The sequence below is a fragment of the Anaerobacillus sp. QJM3NY_32 genome (genome assembly GCF_056173645.1).
The window spans coordinates 2,478,525-2,497,014 of sequence record NZ_CM149684.1 but is presented as its reverse complement, the minus strand read 5'-3'; the positions used below and the strand labels follow the sequence as shown (position 1 = coordinate 2,497,014).

Here is an 18,490-nt window from a genome sequence, read left to right as displayed (position 1 = left end):
TCGGGGGAACCTTGCTAATACAAAGGGGGAAATGAGATGATCGCGATCCTGATTTGCATTGCTGCTTACTTGCTAGGATCAATTAGTTTTAGTTATTTAATTGCAAAAGTCGTGAAGAAAATAGATATTAGAGATCACGGAAGTGGCAATGCAGGAGCGACAAATACACTTCGAGTGCTAGGGACTGGCCCAGCGATTGCTGTTCTTGCACTTGATGTAATAAAAGGCATACTTGCCGTCTGGTTAGGGTATTGGTTCACTAGTGAACCAATCGTTCCTTTCCTTGCGGGAATTTGTGCTATCTTAGGTCATAACTGGCCAATCTTTTTTGGATTCCGCGGAGGGAAAGGCGTTGCTACTACGATAGGAGTATTCGCAACAATTGCGTTTTTTCCAGCACTTTATGCTGGTATCATCGCTATTATTGCTATTGTAGTAACGAGATTTGTTTCTCTTGGTTCATTGATTTTTGTAGTATTAACTCCAGCGTTTATTTTCTTACTTGGAGGGAATCCAGCTTCATATATTTTGTTAGGGACGATTCTAGCGATTCTTTCTGTCTGGAGACATCGAACAAATGTAAAGCGACTGTTCTCTGGTACTGAAAGCAAGCTCGGTCAAAAGGTCGAGCAGTAAGGAGGAAGTTCAATGGCGAAAATATCAGTTGTAGGTGCAGGGAGCTGGGGGACAGCCCTTGCAATTGTACTAGCAGATAATCAACATGATGTGACATTATGGGCAAGAAGAACAGATCTTGCAAATGAAGTGAATGAGAAGCATACGAATGAGAAGTACCTTCCTGGTATAGAATTACCTGAGGGGATTAGGGCTACCAGTTCCCTTGAAGAGAGCGTGAAAGAGGCTGAAGCTATCTTACTGGTTACACCAACTAAAGCGCTTAGAGAGGTTCTTCCTGAACTTAAGACATACCTATCAACACCGGTTACGCTCATTCATGCTAGTAAGGGAATTGAACCAGAAACATCCAAGCGTATTTCAGAGGTAATTGAAGAAGAAATCCCAGAGGATTTAAGAAAATCGGTTGTCGTTTTATCTGGGCCGAGTCATGCAGAAGAAGTGAGTCTTCGTCACCCGACGACAGTAACGGCCTCTTCTAAATCAATGACTCAAGCTGAGTATGTTCAGGATCTTTTCATTAACTCGAATTTTAGAGTATATACCAATCATGACATCATTGGTGTTGAGCTTGGTGGTGCATTAAAGAATATCATTGCTCTAGGGGCAGGTTTATCTGATGGCCTCGGCTATGGTGATAATGCGAAAGCTGCCCTCATCACAAGAGGCTTAGCTGAAATTGCTCGCCTTGGTGCAGCTATGGGTGCAAATCCACTTACCTTTATGGGATTGACAGGTATAGGTGACCTTGTAGTTACGTGTACAAGTGTACATAGTCGTAACTGGAGAGCCGGAAATCTTCTCGGAAAAGGAAATAATCTAGATGAGGTTCTCGAAAATATGGGGATGGTAGTAGAAGGTGTTCGGACTACGAAGGCTGCTTATTATCTTGCACAAAAACAGAACGTAGAAATGCCTATAACATCTGTGTTATTTGAAGTGCTATTTAATAACAAAGATGCGAAAGATGGTGTAGATCAACTGATGGGTAGGCTTCGAACTCATGAAACAGAAGATCTAACGTCATTGCTTGCGGACCGTTTTGAATTGAATCCAAAAGAACTCTAAATAGGCGAAGCACGAAGTATTCCTCCTTGCATACACTATGTTGAACGTTAATGGTAAGGAGGAAACTGCGTGAGCGATCTGTTCGATAACATAGAAAAGAAAACCAATGTGAAAAAGGAAGACATTTTTAAGTTAGCTAATTCCGTTCAGGGAGCAGATTTTACTGATGAGAAAACAGTGCGTAAATTAATTGCGAATGTTGCACGCGTTGCTAACGTAAATGTCACAAAAGAAAAAGAAGATCGAATCGTAAAGGCAATCGTAAATAAGAATATGCCGTTCGATTTGTCTGCTATTGCAAAAATTTTCAGTCAAAAATAAAGAAATTAGTAGAAACTTAGGCTAATCAACGATACCGCCTTCGATGTAAGACCATATACTAATAATGAACCATCAATGTGCAGAAGCATACTTCTTTAAGAAATTAGAATAGTCAAAGCTGAAGAAAAGCCCCTTTCTTCAGCTTTTTATTTGTCATTTATGGAAGCGTTACCTTTTAAATGAAGTACGCTGGAATGTTTTGAAGAGCTTTAATTAAGTAGAACCATTGAATTGTTGAAACCTTTAGAGGTAAATGGAGTAAAGATTTGATATAATGGTGGGCAGTGCAAACTAGATTTGTCATATTAGGGGGATTAAAATGTCACCAGCGTTAATTAAGATGTGGGTAGCACTTTCGGCACTAGGACTAATGTTTATAGCGGTTATGGCGATCATGTTAAGTCGCACGAAGCTTAAAGGTATTTTCCGAGTGCTTGTGTCAACTTTTGCATATATGTGTATGTTCGTTGCGGGGGTGCTCATGCTTCTCGTCGTGTTTACTGGACCTACTAACTAAATGAGTAAATTTCTAACTAAGGAATGAGTGTAATGAAACGTTTAGCTACTAAAGCTGTATTATGGACATGCCTTGTTACTCTACTGTCAGGATGCCTGTATCCAGAGAGTCAAAAAAACGAGAATCAAATTCCTTATACAGACCAAATTCAATCTGTTCAAACAGCAGTAGAGCAATTCCAAGAAAATAAGTCCATTCTTCCTATCAAAACAAGAGATCAGGAAACACCAATCTATCAGAAGTATCCAGTTGACTTCAAGAAATTAGTGCCCGCTTTCTTACAGCAAGCACCTGGGAATTCATTTGAAAGTGGTGGGGTATTTCAATATGTACTTATCCATGTAGAAGAAGAGCCTACAGTAAGATTAATTGATTTAGTCACTATTGAAAAAGTAAAAGATCTTCAGCTACGTATTAATGATTATAGAAGGAAAAAGAACTATCCACCATTCAAAGATGTTCTTGCAAAAGACCGGTATTCCATCGATTATGATGCGATGGGGATGGATGAAGAGCCGACTGTTAAAAGTCCATTTACAAATGAGCAACTTCCATTTTTCTTAGATGAAAAAGGTGATGTACATATTAATTACTCTAGCGACCTTACGAAGGCAATCGAAAGTAATCCAGATCACAGCTATGAAAAGGGCGATGATATCCGAGATTTGTTAGCAGACAATTCGTTTTATGTTCCTGTTGCTTCTGTTGCGTATACAATTGAAAATGATAAAGCTGTTTTTTTAGTGAAATAGGTATTTTCCCTCCTCTTTAGCAATACAACTATTAAAAAGAGGAGGGACTTTTTTATGGGCTTATTCAATAGAGGACGAAAAGTTTACTTAAAGCATCAAATCCTTTTACTGTGAACTGTCATATTTATTGGACAACATCATAGAATGGTAGTGTTCAAGAAAGTCTGCGGTCTGGAGTGAATCATTTCGTCCAATGAGGCGGAATTCAGGAGGCGATCACGTGGAGAGAGTAGATATCTTCAAAGATATCGCAGAGCGTACAGGGGGAGATATATACCTTGGAGTCGTAGGTTCTGTTCGAACAGGGAAATCAACATTTATTAAAAAGTTCATGGAACTAATCGTCCTGCCCAATATGGAAAGTGATTCTGATCGAACGAGGGCACTGGATGAACTACCCCAAAGTTCTGCTGGCCGTACCATTATGACGACTGAGCCTAAATTTGTACCAAATCACGCCGTTCAAATTCATGTGGAAGATGGTCTTGATGTTAATGTTAGACTTGTCGATTGCGTCGGATATGCAGTGCCTGGTGCTAAGGGATACGAAGATGAAGATGGGCCAAGAATGATCAATACACCATGGTATGAAGAGCCGATACCGTTTCAAGAAGCAGCTGAAATTGGTACAAGAAAAGTAATTCAAGAACATTCCACGCTTGGCGTCGTGATAACGACTGATGGATCCATTGGGGAGATCCCAAGACACGACTACCTTGAATCTGAGGAAAGAGTCGTGGAGGAATTAAAAGAAGTAGGTAAGCCATTTATTATGATTGTCAATTCTGCCCACCCACACCATCCACAAACGGAGGCATTAAGAGGAGACCTTTGTAATAAATATGATATTCCTGTTATTTCTCTTAGCGTAGAGACTATGACGGAGCATGATATTAACAATGTCATGAGAGAAGTGCTTTACGAATTTCCAGTTCTAGAAGTTAATGTGAACTTACCAAGTTGGGTAATGGTTCTCCACCAAGATCATTGGTTGCGACAGAGTTATGAAGAATCCGTTAGAGAGACTGTGAAAGATATTAAGCGTCTAAGGGATGTTGATCGTGTCGTAGGTCAGTTTGAGGAATTTGAATTTATTCAGGATGCTCGTTTAGCAGGAATTGAAATGGGGCAAGGAATAGCGGAAATTGATCTTTATGCTCCAGAAGATTTATACGATCAAATTCTAAAAGAGGTTGTTGGTGTTGAAATTCGAGGAAAGGATCATCTCCTCCAACTTATGCAGGAGTTTGCATTTGCAAAAGCTGAGTATGATCACGTCTCAGACGCTCTTCGGATGGTTAAACAAACTGGCTATGGTATTGCAGCGCCAGCGATTGAAGATATGAGCCTCGATGAGCCTGAAATCATTCGTCAAGGGTCAAGGTTTGGTGTCAGGTTGAAAGCAGTTGCCCCATCTATTCATATGATTAAAGTAGACGTAGAATCGGAGTTCGCACCTATCATTGGAACGGAAAAGCAGAGCGAAGAGCTTGTTCGTTATTTAATGCAAGATTTTGAAGAAGATCCGCTTTCAATATGGAATTCAGATATTTTCGGTCGTTCCCTGAATTCTATCGTGAGAGAGGGGATTCAGGCAAAACTTGGTTTAATGCCTGAAAATGCTCGTTATAAATTAAAAGAAACGCTCGAACGCATTATTAACGAAGGATCCGGCGGTTTAATTGCGATTATATTATAACAAAACCGACTCCAATACCTGGAGTCGGTTTTTTACGTTAAGTGGTTTAGAAAAACCGAGAATAGGGGTATTATCTATTTTAGTGAGTTGTTATGCTGAGTTAGCAACTCTTGAGTATATCTAACATTTGTCCATCTAAAGTGTTGAATTGCTTGAATTAACAGACAATAGAAAAGTCACCTTTAGAGCGTTTACAAAACGCTCATTTAGCAGATAATAGGTAAAAAACATTGAAAAATCGTTGAAATCGAGCTAAACGTATTGAATTCTTTCGCATCTTCGTATAATATAGGGCTTGCAAACGTACTAAACGTGCATTGCAACGTATAAATATTGGTCATTAAGTAAATGAATGTATTTATCCATCTCTCTTGAGAGGAGGTGAACAGAATGAACAAGACAGATCTAATCAATGCTGTTGCAGAATCTGCAGAGCTTTCTAAAAAAGAAGCGACAAAAGCTGTTGACTCAGTTTTTGATAACATTATGCAATCCTTGCAAGAGGGTGACAAAGTTCAACTAATTGGTTTTGGTAACTTTGAAGTCCGTGAGCGTTCTGCTCGTAAAGGGCGTAACCCTCAAACTGGCGAAGAAATCGAAATCGCTGCAAGTAAGGTTCCTGCATTTAAACCTGGTAAAGCCCTTAAGGATGCAGTGAAGTAAGAAATACATAGGGCCAAGAAGAGTCGCACATTCTGCGGCTCTTCTTTTTTGCTAACTTTTTCTCCATGTGCTAGAATCTTGATAGGTAATAAAGGCCCTGAATGGAGGAGTAAGAACAATGTACGAAGTTAATCATGAAAAAATACAAGAAGCAGTGAAAATGATCCTTGAAGCGATCGGTGAAGATCCTGAGCGTGAAGGATTGTTGGATACTCCAAAACGTGTAGCAAGAATGTACGAAGAAATCTTTCAGGGGCTGCATCAAGATCCAAAAGAGCATTTTCAGACTATTTTTGGAGAAGACCACGAGGAGCTTGTTCTAGTTAAAGATATACCTTTTTACTCAACTTGCGAGCACCATCTTGTTCCTTTCTTCGGAAAAGCGCATGTTGCCTATATTCCAAAAGGCGGGAAGGTAACAGGACTTAGTAAGCTAGCAAGAGCTGTTGAATCTGTAACGAAACGTCCACAGCTTCAAGAGCGAATTACATCTACGATAGCAAATTCGATGGTAGATACATTAGATCCACATGGTGTTATGGTCGTAGTTGAGGCAGAACACATGTGTATGACTATGAGAGGCGTTAAGAAGCCTGGTTCATCAACCGTTACATCAGCAGTAAGAGGCGTGTTTGAAAATGACGCTGCTGCACGATCTGAAGTACTTGGTTTGATCAAGGGCTAATCCTTTTAAGCGGAGTGATCGATATGAAGAGTGATAGCAACGATTTTTTTGTAATTAAAGCACTTGAAAATGGTGTGAACGTTATTGGGTTGACGCGTGGATCTGATACAAGATTTCATCATTCAGAGAAACTAGATAAAGGCGAAGTTATGATTGCTCAATTCACGGAGCATACATCTGCGGTTAAGGTGAGAGGAAAAGCTGTCATTCAAACAGAACATGGTGAAATAAGTACGGAAGAGTAAAGCAGGACATTATAACCTGCTTTTCTTTCATTTCAAAACCTTAGCCGTTCGTTTTAGCTAGAGGGTTATTGTGCTATACTAGGAATGAATACATAATTTATACTTTAACAATGAAAAAACCGACAAAATAAAGTATATGGAAAACGTAAGCTTTCGCAAAAAGACGCGGCTGGCTCACTTTTCTAATTGGAAGACATGTAAGGGGTATGGGATATGACAAATCCGAAAGAAAGTACACATAAAAAAATAGCAGGAGTTCGAGACATGCTTCAGTCTCGCCTATCCCATTCATATTTGCTTCGATTTATTGATTTTCCAGTTATTGATGAAGAGAAGCTATATGTGTTCTATGGCATATTAGAACAAGCGAAGCTCGAACATAAAAGAAAGCAGGATACGCTCCTGTCCATCATGCTTGTGCAGATTGCACTTGATACGCATGAATTAATCTCACTCGATAATATTGAGAACGAAAGTGAACGAAAAAATCGTCAGCTAACGGTGCTTGCTGGTGACTATTTTAGTAGCATGTATTATCATATTCTTTCTAAGTGGGGAGATAATGGTCTGATTCGTACTCTTTCAGAGGCCATTCAGGAAATAAATGAGGCAAAGATGGCTTTTTATCAAACGGACTATACATCAATTGAATCTGTCTTTGATAACATAAAGACGATTGAGTCTATATTAGTTCGGAAAGTTGCTGAACATTATGGTTTAAATAACTGGAGCAATTTTGGAACTCACTATTTTTATATGAACCGTCTTCTAGTTGAACGTAAGAAGGGGCTCATTCAATCTGGGTCCGATGTCCTTTATAAGATTGCTGCTACGCTTCTATCGGTTAAAGATGCGAAGCTTACAACCAATCAAGTTTCTAAAGTGAAAATTGTACTGGACTCTTATATTTCACATGCGAAGAAAGAGATGGATCAGCTACTTCATAACCATTCAGAGCTTCATCATCTGTTTCAGAAGCGATTTGAATATAATTGGGGTTTACTGGGCATACAGGAAAAGAAAATGGCGGAAGAGGGATAAAGAATGGCTTCATCTAAAGAAGAACGCGTTCACGACGTATTTCAAACCATATCAAAGCGATATGATGTCATGAATTCTGTGATTAGTTTTCAACGTCATAAAGCATGGCGTAAAGATACAATGCGACTGATGGACGTTCAGAAGGGAACAACAGCTTTAGACGTTTGCTGTGGTACTGCAGACTGGACACTGGCTATGGCAGATGCCGTCGGTAAAAGCGGAACGGCAATTGGACTTGATTTTAGCGAAAATATGCTTGAAGTAGGTCAAGTGAAAGTCAAGGAAAAGAAAAAAGATAATGTTACACTTCTTCATGGAAATGCGATGAATCTCCCTTTTGAAGATAATTCCTTTGACTATGTGACAATTGGCTTTGGACTCCGTAATGTACCGGATTACAATCAAGTTATTAAAGAAATGTTTCGGGTAGTAAAACCGGGTGGTCAGGTGGTTTGTCTAGAGACAAGTCAACCAACGATTCCAGTATTCAGACAGGTATATTATGGTTACTTTAAACACGTAATGCCGGTGCTAGGTAAAGTTTTTGCGAAGAGTTACGAAGAGTATTCATGGTTACAGGAATCAGCAAGCACATTCCCTGGACGCGATGAATTAAAGCATCTTTTCTTTCAAAATGGATTTAGCCGTGTAGACATAAAGCCATACTCAGGTGGTGTTGCAGCGATGCATAGAGGATTTAAGCCAATCAAACCATAAAAAGAGAACAGATATTTTGTGAAAATCAGTAAGGTGGATCTCATGAAATTAAAAACGATATACGCTTCTTTAAAAAAAGATTTATCTTTTATTGAATCCGAACTGGAGCAAACGGTAGATGCTCACCATCCTGTTCTCCGGGATGCTTCTAACCACCTATTAAAAGCTGGAGGGAAACGAATCCGTCCTGTTTTCGTTTTGCTCTCAGGTAAATTCGGGGATTATAATTTGCCACTTATGAAGAATGTGGCAGTGGCACTTGAACTTATTCATATGGCTTCTCTCGTACATGACGATGTGATCGATGATGCAGAAATGAGAAGAGGGGCTAAAACGATTAAAGCCAAATGGGATAATCGTGTGGCGATGTATACTGGTGACTATATTTTTGCACGAGCGATTGAGCTCGTTACAGAATTGAAAGAACCAGCTGCCAATACCATTTTATCTACTGCGATTCTTGAGATGAGCATAGGTGAAATTGAACAAATTCGTGATCAATTTAACTGGAATCAAAATGTACGAGATTATTTTCGGAGAATCAAGCGGAAAACCGCTCTACTTATTGCTACCTCTTGTGAACTTGGTGCGGTAGCAGCAGGTGCTTCGAAAGCAGAACAGCTTCATCTTAAAAAGTTCGGTTATTACGTAGGAATGTCCTATCAAATCACGGATGATATTTTGGACTACACAGGAACGGTTAAGCAGCTTGGAAAGCCCGCTGGTGGCGATTTATTACAGGGGAATATTACGTTACCGGTGCTTTATGCCATGAATCAAGGTAACAAGGAAGAAATCATGAATGTGTTCTCAGAAGAACTCTATGCTTCTCAGGAGCAAGTCAATCAAGTCATAAGCATTGTAAAGTCTTCTGGAGGTATTGAGCACGCACGGGACATTAGTGATCGCTATCTTCAAAAGGCGTTTCATGAATTGGATCAATTACCTTCGCATTCTGCTAGAACCTCACTTAGACAAATCGCAGAATATATAGGCAAACGGAAACATTAAAAAGGAAATGTTGTTATTTTTGCGAATATTTGATAGAATTTTGAAGGGCAGAAAAATGCTTTCTGCCCTATACATATAAAGTGTTGAAAGTGAGGAGATTTTTGTGGAGAAAACATTTCTAATGGTAAAACCTGACGGGGTTCAACGTAATTTAATTGGTGGGATTGTATCACGCTTCGAGAATAAAGGCTTTAATTTAGTGGGAGCAAAATTGATGACGGTTTCAAAAGACCTTGCAGAAACTCACTATGGCGAACATAAAGAGCGTCCATTCTTCGGCGAACTAGTAGATTTCATTACATCAGGTCCTGTCTTTGCGATGGTTTGGGAAGGTGAGAACGTCATCTCAACAGCACGTACAATGATGGGGGCAACCAATCCGAAAGATGCAAGTCCAGGAACGATACGTGGTGACCATGGAGTGCAAGTAAGTATGAATGTCATTCACGGTTCAGATTCTCCAGAAAGTGCTGAAAGAGAAATCGCTTTATTTTTTAATGAAAATGAACTAAATGAGTATGCGAAAACGATCTCAAAGTGGGTTTGATTTTTTACAACAAAATGAAAGCGCTTATATAAAGAATCCGGACAACTAGTCCGGATTCTTTTATTACATGAAATCTTGAGTTATAAGTTTGGAAATTGGAAACCTTTTTCGATTTCAATAGTATGGGCAATTCGAAGCAATAAACTATCGTTAAATTTCTTAGATGCCGCTTGAAGACCTACTGGTAAGCCGGAATGTGCTAAACCAACGGGTATTGATATAGCCGGGTGCCCGGTACAATTATAAAGCTGTGTCATCATCCAGTCAGAGATAGGGGCGGATGCTTTTCCGTTAATACGATCCGGTCCTTCGATCTGGTGTGAAAAAGCGGTTACCCCAACTACAGGAGAGAGTATGGCATCAAAACGATTAAGTTCTTTTTGGATGATGTTCCACACTTGTGTTCTCTTCATTTCAGTTTCTCTCAATTCTACTGCACTGAGCTTTCTGCCTGCTTCAATCATGTCAGAGACAGATGAGCTAAATTGAGATGGGAAACGGTCGTAAAGGGATCCGTAAGCAGACGCTAACCCCGCAAACCACATTTTATTAAAGAAAGAAATTAATTCTTCTAATTTCATCTCAAATTGGAAGGGAATTTTTTCTACTATAGCCCCTTGATCACGTAATATGGAAATAGCTTCTTCAATTGGGCCTAGAATAATTGGGTCATACGGGTATAACCCGAAATCCTCTGTATAGGCAAATTTCTTTCCTTTCACTCCCAGTTGCATTTCTTGTTGTAGGTTACTTTCTGGTACTGGAACAGAGTAAGGGTCATTTGGTTCGTAACCTTCCATAACCGATAGAAGTAATGCCGCGTCTTCGGTAGATCTCGCCATTGGACCATAATGTACAAAAGGCTGTGTGGTTCCGAAGCGATTGATCGGTGAACTATCGAATGGAATGCGGCCAAATGTTGGTTTGAGGCCGATAATGCCATTAAGACTCGAAGGAATTCGAATCGATCCGCCACCGTCACTTCCCTCTGCCAACGGAACGCATTTGCTTGCTACTGCAGCAGCAGATCCACCACTAGAGCCACCGGCCGTTCTAGATGAATCCCACGGATTTTTTGCTGGCCCAGCTAAAAGGTTATCTGTCGTACCTTTATGTCCAAATTCAGGAGTGTTCGTTTTTCCAATGATGATTGCACCAGCATCACGAATCCTTTTAACTATCGTTGGTTCTGATTGGGCAATGTGATCTTTAAAGATTGGAGAGCCAAAGGTAGTAAGGCGACCAGTTACGGGGGTGAGGTCTTTAAGGGCGATTGGGATTCCGTGTAAAGGACCACGCACACCACTTTTCATCAGCTCTTCCTCAGCTCCTTTTGCTTCTTTTAAAGCTTCTTCTTCGAAAATAGTGATAAATAAGTTGAATTTAGGATTTAATTGTTTTATTCGTTCAAGATGACTTTGCACTACTTCAACAGGTGAAAGTTCTTTTGTCATTATTTTTTTGGCCATGGATTGAGCGGTTAGGTTTGTAATTTCCATCTGTACACTTCCTTAAGTTAAACTATACCGTCAACTGTAACGAAATATGGCTCATGAGGCAATCAAGTATCGCTTTTAACCATAAACATAACGTGGTTAACAGTAGTAGTAAATAGGGGGTCTTAACAGAGAGGAAGAATAAAAAAATTGTGTTTTTTTAGTTGAATTATGTTAGGATATGCCCAACCATTATTGAAAAAGTTAAAAATAATTACACGAATTTTAGATGGTGTGATATAGTAGTACGTAAAAGCGCCAAAGCAAAATGGAGGAGATAGAGATGAGATACTTAACAGCAGGAGAATCACACGGACCACAGCTAACGACAATACTTGAAGGACTTCCTTCTGGTCTTGAGCTAGTAGCAGAAGATATTAATACAGAACTTGCGAGGCGCCAACTTGGATACGGGAGAGGTCGCCGTATGCAAATTGAGAAGGATCAGGTTCAAATTCTAAGTGGTGTTCGTCACGCGAAATCAACTGGTGCTCCAGTTGCACTTGTCGTAGAAAATAAAGACTGGACACATTGGAAAAATTACATGGGTGCTGAACCATTAACAAAAGAACAAGAAGAAAACATGAAGCGTCAAATCTCACGTCCGCGACCTGGTCATGCAGATTTAAACGGCGCTATTAAATACAATCATCGAGATATGAGAAACGTGTTAGAACGATCATCTGCTAGAGAAACAACAGTAAGAGTTGCTGCTGGAGCTGTAGCTAAAAAACTACTTAAGACACTTGGTATTAAGGTGGCTGGGCACGTGCGCATGATTGGAGGAATTGAGAGTCAATACGATGGTGGTATGTCTCTTGAAGAAATTCAGCGTGTTTCAGAAGAATCGCCTGTTCGAAGTCTTGATGAAGTAGCTGGTCAGAAAATGATGGAAGCAATTGATGATGCAAAGAAAAATGGCGACTCAATTGGTGGAATCGTCGAAGTTATCGTAGAAGGATTGCCTGTAGGTCTTGGAAGTCATGTTCACTATGATCGAAAGCTTGATTCGAAAATTGCTGGAGCTGTTATGAGTATTAATGCATTCAAAGGTGTTGAATTTGGAATAGGTTTTGATGCAGCAAAAATTCCTGGAAGTGAAGTCCATGATGAAATTCAATGGTCTGAGGAAGAGGGATACACACGTAAAACTAATCGCCTTGGTGGTTTTGAAGGTGGTATGACAACCGGTATGCCTATCGTTGTGAAAGGGGTTATGAAACCTATTCCAACATTATACAAACCACTGCAAAGTGTAGATATCGATTCAAAAGAGCCATTCCAAGCGAGTATAGAACGATCTGATAGCTGTGCGGTTCCAGCCGCAAGCGTTGTTGCTGAGAATGTTGTCGCATGGGAAGTAGCGTGTTCAATTCTTGATAAGTTTGGTCATGATCGTATTGAAGAAATTGCAGATGCGCTTGAACGCTTCAGGACATATAGCCGGGAGTTTTAAGGATGGACAGTATAACGATTGATACAAATGGGGGATGTTATTCTGTTCATATTGGAACTGGGATTCGAAACAAATGGAGAGATCTGATTGATTACGCTTCTTATTCAAGTTTTTTCATTATTACAGATGAAGCAGTTGAAGCAAAATATTTATCTTCAATTCAAGGACATGAGAATATCCGGACTTTCGTTGTTCCTTCTGGAGAAGAATCGAAATCTTTCGCTATGTACCATGAGGTAATGACGGCATTACTTAAAGCTGAGTTGGATCGAAAAGCCTGCATCATCGCTCTTGGTGGTGGGGTAGTAGGTGATCTAGCCGGCTTTGCTGCCGCTACATACATGAGAGGAATTGAATTTATTCAGATTCCAACTACGTTACTAGCTCATGACTCAAGCGTTGGTGGGAAAACAGGAATTAACCATGAAGTAGGTAAGAATTTAATTGGTGCCTTTCATCAGCCGTCAGCCGTTATTTTTGATACGGAGTGTCTAAGAACCCTTCCAGATCGCGAATGGCGTTCAGGATTTAGTGAAGTGATCAAGCATGCGCTCATACATGATGAATCGTTTTTACAATGGCTAATGGATAGAGGAAAGAAAGTTCAGGAATACACAGATGAAGAGCTTCAATTCATTATCAAGAAGGGTATTAGTGTCAAAGGCGCAATTGTGAAGGAAGATGAGCGCGAACAAGGAATCAGAGCTTACTTGAATTTTGGTCATACACTAGGTCACGCGATTGAATCAGAGCTTGGATATGGAAAAATGACACACGGAGAAGCGGTTGCTATCGGAATGATCTATGCCCTCAAATTAAGTGAGGAATATTTTCAAACAACGTTTCGTATGGATGAAATAACGAAATGGTTTCAAGATATCGGTCTTCCTACTGTAGTTCCGAATGAGCTTAGTATTCACCAATTAGTTGGCCGGATGAAGAAAGACAAAAAAGCGGAAAACAAAACATTACAATTTGTTTTATTAAAGAAGATCGGTCAGCCTGTTAAGGTGATGATAGACGATGAATCTGCCCTTGAACTGCTTCGAGCTAGTATGGAAGGGAGTGGAGCACATTGATTCGCGGGATTAGAGGAGCAACGACAGTTAACCTTAATGAAAAAGATGAAATTATTCATGCAACGACGACATTACTAGAACAACTAATCGAACATAATAAAATAGATCCTGCTATGGTGGCGTCCATTCAGTTTACGATGACTGGGGATTTAGATGCTGTATTCCCTGCAGAAGCAGTTCGAGCATTTAAAGGGTGGTCTAACGTTCCGTTGCTTTGCTCATCAGAAATCCCTGTTCAAGGAGCGTTACCGATGTGTATTCGACTGTTAATGACGGTGAATACTACAATTGACCAGGATGAAATTAATCACATTTACTTAGGGAAAGCTGTGTCACTTCGTCCAGATCTTGCGAGTTGACAAATGAGATTCATCATACTAGGATAGAAATAAGTTTTAGAGCAGAGGCACGATTAGGTATTACGAGTTGAGAGAGCAGAGAATAGGATAGTTGAGTTGAGGAGAGCTTAGAGGGATACGTTTATACACCCCCTGAGGTTATTAGGGGGGTTTATTATACCCTTTTTCGATATTGGTAACATTCAGACAATTACAGTCTGTTCTTTGTTATACCACATTTTTATCCTCGGATTACTCAGCTTTTCCATTCTCCATGACTAACAATGGAGAGGTGAGAAAGTTGACTTCAAATTATTCTTCTTTTCAAAGGGATTCCGAAACTTACGGGATGATCCCATTAATGAAGTCGTATTTCCTTGATACGACAACACCCATTCAGATTTTTCAAAATATAGGTAAACGAGCAAGCTTTCTATTAGAGAGTAGTGATCAAGAGTCAAGCTGGTCACGCTATTCATTTATAGGAGTAGATCCAGTCTATTCCCTGGTTGAACAAAAAGGTGTTTTCTCTGTTAATGATGTGGATGGGAATAGAATCCTTCAACGAAATGATTTCCAGTCAGGAGTAAAAGCGCTATTTGAATATTTAAATCCTAAGCTACCAGATCACGACTTCCCTTTTTATGGTGGAGCTGTTGGCTATATTGGCTATGATGCCGTTAGTCAATTTGACAAGATTCCAGTTCATCCTGACCGGGACGAAGATATGCCGTTAGTTCATTTTATGGTTTGTGAGAATTTATTAATCTATGATCATCATTTAAAGCGATTAACAGTTTGTCATCACGCCAGGGTAAAAGAGGCTTTAGATGTTGAACGAGTTTATACCGATGCTTTTTCGATTATGGAAGAACTTGTCTCTCTTGCATCAAAGCCTAATCAAGGTGAAGTGATGCTTCTTCCTGAAGATGCTTCACATGAGGTGGATTTCTCTGAAATTAAATCGAACTATGAAAAGCAGCAATTTTTAAATGATGTTAATAAAATAAAATCTTATATTGAAGAAGGGGATGTCTTCCAGGCGGTATTATCTCAAAGGTTTGAAAAAGATGTCACCATTGGAGGATTAGATCTTTATCGAGTTCTCCGAGTTATTAACCCATCACCATATATGTTTTATTTAAAAATGAACGATGTAGAAATCATCGGTAGTTCACCTGAGAAATTAGTTCAGGTACAAGATGGGAAAATTGAGATCGATCCAATAGCAGGGACGAGAAAACGTGGAAAAACAGCTCAAGAAGATAATGAGCTCGCTGAAGAGTTGCTTGAAGATGAGAAGGAACGAGCAGAACACTATATGCTCGTCGATCTTGCAAGAAATGACGTTGGGAGAGTAGCGGAATACGGAAGTGTTTCAGTACCACAGTTAATGGACATTGGACGCTTCTCTCATGTGATGCACATTATTTCTAAAGTAACAGGTGTTTTGGCACCTCGATTTACTAGTTTAGATGCGGTAGTAGCCTCCTTTCCTGCAGGTACAGTTTCTGGTGCGCCAAAAGTAAGGGCGATGCAAATATTGAACGAGCTTGAACCAACTTCGCGATCCATTTATTCAGGAGCTATTGGATATATAGGATTTGATGGCAATGTTGATTCATGTATCGCCATTCGAACAATGGTGATCAAAGACGGTACAGCATACGTGCAAGCAGGAGCAGGGATCGTAGCTGATTCCGTACCTGAGAGCGAATGGGAAGAGACGCGAAATAAGGCGAGTGCTCTTATTAAAGCGATTCAGGTAGCGGAAGCCATTTTCGACAAAAAGGAGGAGCAGCTAAATGTTTAAAGAACAATTAAGCAGAATGATGGAGGGGCACACGCTGGCTGAATCCATAGCAGAACAGGTCATGGATGTTATTATGGAAGGAAGAGCGAATGATGCACAAATTGCTAGCTTCCTAACCATTCTCCAAATGAGGGGAGAAACGGTTGATGAATTGACTGGGTTTGTTCGCTCCCTTCGAAACCATGTTGTTCAGCTTGATCATGGCGGACTGCCGCTAATCGATACTTGTGGTACAGGAGGGGACGGCCACTCTACCTTCAATATTTCAACTGCTTCAGCCATACTCGTATCTAGTCTGGGTGTCAAAGTTGCGAAACACGGTAATAAAGCTGTTTCCTCTAAGAGTGGTAGCGCAGATGTTCTTGATGAGCTCGGTATCCCTACACAATCAAGTCGTAGCGAAGCTGTTGCAACTCTGAAGGAAAGAAACATGTGTTTCCTATTTGCTCCGAATTACCATGTAGCTATGAAGCACGCTGTAAGTGCTCGAAAAGCGATTGGTTTTAGAACGGTTTTTAATAGCCTGGGGCCGCTAGCAAATCCAGCCGGTAGTCAGTCACAGCTAATTGGTGTTTATAGTCATGACAAAGCATTGAAAATGGCGAAAGCATTAAAGCGTCTAGGAACAAAACGCGCTTTACTGGTGACTGGTGGGGAAGGAATCGATGAGTGTTCTATTTCAACTTACACTGATTTTGTCGAATTAAGAAATGGTGAGATCATGACTTATCGCCGCACACCAGAAGAAGTTGGTCTATCAACAGGTAACGCTCAGGATTTAGTGGTCAACACTTCAAAAGAAAGTGCGAGTTTAATTGAACGAATTTTTAACGATGAAGGAAATGAAGCTAGCACTGGAATTGTTCTCTATAATGCTGGAGCAGCTCTCTACCTTGCAGGAGCGTGTTCAACTATTAAAGAAGGTGTGCAGATGGCTAAAGAAGCCATTACGAATGGAACTGGTCGAAAGCAACTAAATGCATTAAGCGCAAACAAGGAGTTGAATGTTCATGCTTGATCAAATTATAAAAGTGAAGCACGAAGAGATGGAACGGTTTATTATGCCGGATGATGAAAAAGTGACAAATGTTTCATTTGTAGGAAGTTTGCGTAAGCCAACCCATGAATTAGGATTGATTGCAGAAGTAAAAAAAGCCTCTCCTTCAAAAGGTATTATCAACGCCAACTTTGATCCTGTAGAAGTAGCTAAAGCTTATGAAAAAGCAGGAGCGGATGCCATTTCTGTTTTAACGGATGAGTCATTCTTTATGGGGGCAAATTCCTTCCTAATAGAAGTTAAAAAGCACGTGTCTTTACCGGTTTTACGGAAAGACTTTATTATTGATAAAAGACAAATTGAAGAGAGTAAACGTATTGGTGCAGATGCTATTCTATTAATTGTGCGAGCGCTTGGCGCAACAAAGACCAAGGAATTTTATGATTATGCTTCAAATTTAGGATTAGAATGCCTTGTTGAAGTACATTCCAAAGAAGAGCTTGAAGCGCTTACTGATCACTTTACTCCAGAAGTCATAGGAATTAACAATCGGAATCTCGCAACATTTGAAACGTCTACTAAACAAACACACTCACTCAGCCAGTATATTCCTCAGTCAACATTGATGATTAGCGAAAGCGGCATATCAACTTACGAGGATATTAAAGACGTGAAAAGTGCGGGAGCGAAAGCCGTACTAGTAGGTGAGGCCCTTATGAGAGATGGTACTTATGAAAAGGGAATTAAGCATTTGTTTGGTGAAACAGTTCATGAGAAAGCCTGAACTTAAGCTGTGCGGTAATCGCTCGTTAGAGGATTGGGAGAGCGTAAGAGTGAGCGGTGTCCCATATGCAGGATTTATTTTTGCAAATAGCGTACGTCGCGTTACGGATGAACAAGTTAAAGGTTGGTTAAGTGATTATCCACCGCTGAATGATACGAAAATTGTAGGGGTGTTTGTGAACCCGGAATTAGAAGAGTTAGCGCAAACGGTAAGTGAAGTACCGCTTGATATTCTCCAACTCCATGGTAATGAAACACCAGCTTTCGCGGCCAAGATTAAACAAATGACAGGGAAAACGATTTGGAAAGTGATTCATCATGGCAAAAGATCTCTAGATGAAATGAAACGGTACGAAGGTATCGCTGATGGATATATCGTTGACACCAAACTACCTGGACAATGGGGAGGAACCGGAAAACGATTTGATTGGGATTCTATCCCGTCATATCAGGCTGAAGCGGCTGAGCAAAGGGTGCCTTTATTTGTAGCAGGTGGAGTAAAGCCAGATAATGTTCAAGAATTGATAAGCTACCATCCAGATGGAATAGATGTATCAAGTGGAATCGAAACCGATGATAGGAAAGATAAAACGAAAATGAACACCATAATCGAAAGGCTGGGATAA

At 40.1% G+C, this 18,490-nt stretch carries 21 protein-coding genes; 20 read left to right on the top strand and 1 reads right to left on the bottom strand.

Going from position 1 to position 18,490, the window contains the following annotated elements; all coding sequences use genetic code 11:
• Positions 1 to 36: 36 nt before the first annotated feature.
• The 13 genes from plsY (at position 37) to ndk (ending at position 9,902) form a co-directional block, all read left to right on the top strand.
• Complete coding sequence (gene plsY, locus AC0VYH_RS13105; protein ID WP_283154049.1) at positions 37 to 636, top strand: glycerol-3-phosphate 1-O-acyltransferase PlsY; 600 nt, start codon at positions 37 to 39, stop codon at positions 634 to 636.
• A gap of 12 nt (positions 637 to 648) precedes the next feature.
• Positions 649 to 1,704, top strand: a complete 1,056-nt coding sequence (locus AC0VYH_RS13100; protein ID WP_475365381.1) for an NAD(P)H-dependent glycerol-3-phosphate dehydrogenase — start codon at positions 649 to 651, stop codon at positions 1,702 to 1,704.
• Between the two features lie 69 nt (positions 1,705 to 1,773).
• Entirely contained in the window at positions 1,774 to 2,025 is a 252-nt protein-coding gene (locus tag AC0VYH_RS13095; protein WP_194221936.1) for a stage VI sporulation protein F, read from the top strand.
• 319 nt (positions 2,026 to 2,344) lie between these two features.
• Positions 2,345 to 2,542: a DUF2768 domain-containing protein gene (locus AC0VYH_RS13090; protein WP_194221935.1), complete on the top strand. Its 198-nt coding sequence runs from the start codon at positions 2,345 to 2,347 to the stop codon at positions 2,540 to 2,542.
• A gap of 32 nt (positions 2,543 to 2,574) precedes the next feature.
• Complete coding sequence (locus AC0VYH_RS13085) at positions 2,575 to 3,294, top strand: hypothetical protein (protein WP_194221934.1); 720 nt, start codon at positions 2,575 to 2,577, stop codon at positions 3,292 to 3,294.
• 220 nt (positions 3,295 to 3,514) lie between these two features.
• Positions 3,515 to 4,993: a stage IV sporulation protein A gene (spoIVA, locus tag AC0VYH_RS13080; protein WP_194221933.1), complete on the top strand. Its 1,479-nt coding sequence runs from the start codon at positions 3,515 to 3,517 to the stop codon at positions 4,991 to 4,993.
• Positions 4,994 to 5,383: 390 nt separating this feature from the next.
• Positions 5,384 to 5,656, top strand: coding sequence for an HU family DNA-binding protein (locus AC0VYH_RS13075; protein ID WP_048309232.1), 273 nt, complete (start codon positions 5,384 to 5,386; stop codon positions 5,654 to 5,656).
• Between the two features lie 118 nt (positions 5,657 to 5,774).
• Complete coding sequence (folE, locus tag AC0VYH_RS13070; protein ID WP_194221932.1) at positions 5,775 to 6,341, top strand: GTP cyclohydrolase I FolE; 567 nt, start codon at positions 5,775 to 5,777, stop codon at positions 6,339 to 6,341.
• Positions 6,342 to 6,364: 23 nt separating this feature from the next.
• Positions 6,365 to 6,586, top strand: a complete 222-nt coding sequence (gene mtrB / locus AC0VYH_RS13065) for a trp RNA-binding attenuation protein MtrB (protein ID WP_098443979.1) — start codon at positions 6,365 to 6,367, stop codon at positions 6,584 to 6,586.
• Positions 6,587 to 6,799: 213 nt separating this feature from the next.
• Positions 6,800 to 7,627, top strand: coding sequence for a heptaprenyl diphosphate synthase component 1 (locus tag AC0VYH_RS13060; RefSeq protein ID WP_430246200.1), 828 nt, complete (start codon positions 6,800 to 6,802; stop codon positions 7,625 to 7,627).
• A gap of 3 nt (positions 7,628 to 7,630) precedes the next feature.
• A complete protein-coding gene (locus AC0VYH_RS13055; RefSeq protein WP_430246202.1) occupies positions 7,631 to 8,344 on the top strand; it encodes a demethylmenaquinone methyltransferase in 714 nt (237 codons plus the stop codon).
• Between the two features lie 42 nt (positions 8,345 to 8,386).
• Positions 8,387 to 9,355: a heptaprenyl diphosphate synthase component II gene (gene hepT, locus AC0VYH_RS13050; RefSeq protein WP_430246204.1), complete on the top strand. Its 969-nt coding sequence runs from the start codon at positions 8,387 to 8,389 to the stop codon at positions 9,353 to 9,355.
• A gap of 103 nt (positions 9,356 to 9,458) precedes the next feature.
• Positions 9,459 to 9,902: a nucleoside-diphosphate kinase gene (ndk, locus tag AC0VYH_RS13045; RefSeq protein WP_194221928.1), complete on the top strand. Its 444-nt coding sequence runs from the start codon at positions 9,459 to 9,461 to the stop codon at positions 9,900 to 9,902.
• Between the two features lie 80 nt (positions 9,903 to 9,982).
• On the opposite strand, the gene AC0VYH_RS13040 is transcribed toward ndk, so the two are convergent.
• The gene (locus tag AC0VYH_RS13040; protein WP_475372615.1) at positions 9,983 to 11,401 is read right to left on the bottom strand and encodes an amidase; all 1,419 of its coding nucleotides are present in this window, start codon (positions 11,399 to 11,401) and stop codon (positions 9,983 to 9,985) included.
• Positions 11,402 to 11,681: 280 nt separating this feature from the next.
• On the opposite strand from AC0VYH_RS13040, the gene aroC reads away from it, so the two are divergent.
• From aroC to AC0VYH_RS13005, 7 genes are all read left to right on the top strand, one after another.
• Positions 11,682 to 12,854, top strand: coding sequence for a chorismate synthase (aroC, locus tag AC0VYH_RS13035; RefSeq protein WP_194221926.1), 1,173 nt, complete (start codon positions 11,682 to 11,684; stop codon positions 12,852 to 12,854).
• A 2-nt stretch (positions 12,855 to 12,856) separates the two neighbouring features.
• Positions 12,857 to 13,933 carry a 3-dehydroquinate synthase gene (aroB, locus tag AC0VYH_RS13030; RefSeq protein ID WP_430246209.1) on the top strand — a complete coding sequence of 359 codons (1,077 nt, stop codon included), beginning with the start codon at positions 12,857 to 12,859 and terminating at the stop codon, positions 13,931 to 13,933.
• Positions 13,930 to 14,292, top strand: a complete 363-nt coding sequence (aroH, locus tag AC0VYH_RS13025; RefSeq protein WP_430246211.1) for a chorismate mutase — start codon at positions 13,930 to 13,932, stop codon at positions 14,290 to 14,292. The genes aroB and aroH overlap by 4 nt, the downstream gene beginning before the upstream one ends.
• A 340-nt stretch (positions 14,293 to 14,632) precedes the next feature.
• Positions 14,633 to 16,084, top strand: coding sequence for an anthranilate synthase component I (gene trpE / locus AC0VYH_RS13020; protein WP_242057404.1), 1,452 nt, complete (start codon positions 14,633 to 14,635; stop codon positions 16,082 to 16,084).
• The gene (trpD, locus tag AC0VYH_RS13015; protein WP_475372614.1) at positions 16,077 to 17,102 is read left to right on the top strand and encodes an anthranilate phosphoribosyltransferase; all 1,026 of its coding nucleotides are present in this window, start codon (positions 16,077 to 16,079) and stop codon (positions 17,100 to 17,102) included. Before trpE ends, trpD begins: the two co-directional genes overlap by 8 nt.
• Positions 17,095 to 17,865 carry an indole-3-glycerol phosphate synthase TrpC gene (gene trpC / locus AC0VYH_RS13010; RefSeq protein WP_430243074.1) on the top strand — a complete coding sequence of 257 codons (771 nt, stop codon included), beginning with the start codon at positions 17,095 to 17,097 and terminating at the stop codon, positions 17,863 to 17,865. Before trpD ends, trpC begins: the two co-directional genes overlap by 8 nt.
• Positions 17,852 to 18,490 (top strand): phosphoribosylanthranilate isomerase, encoded by a 639-nt coding sequence (locus tag AC0VYH_RS13005; protein WP_194221921.1) that lies wholly within the window; start codon positions 17,852 to 17,854, stop codon positions 18,488 to 18,490. Before trpC ends, AC0VYH_RS13005 begins: the two co-directional genes overlap by 14 nt.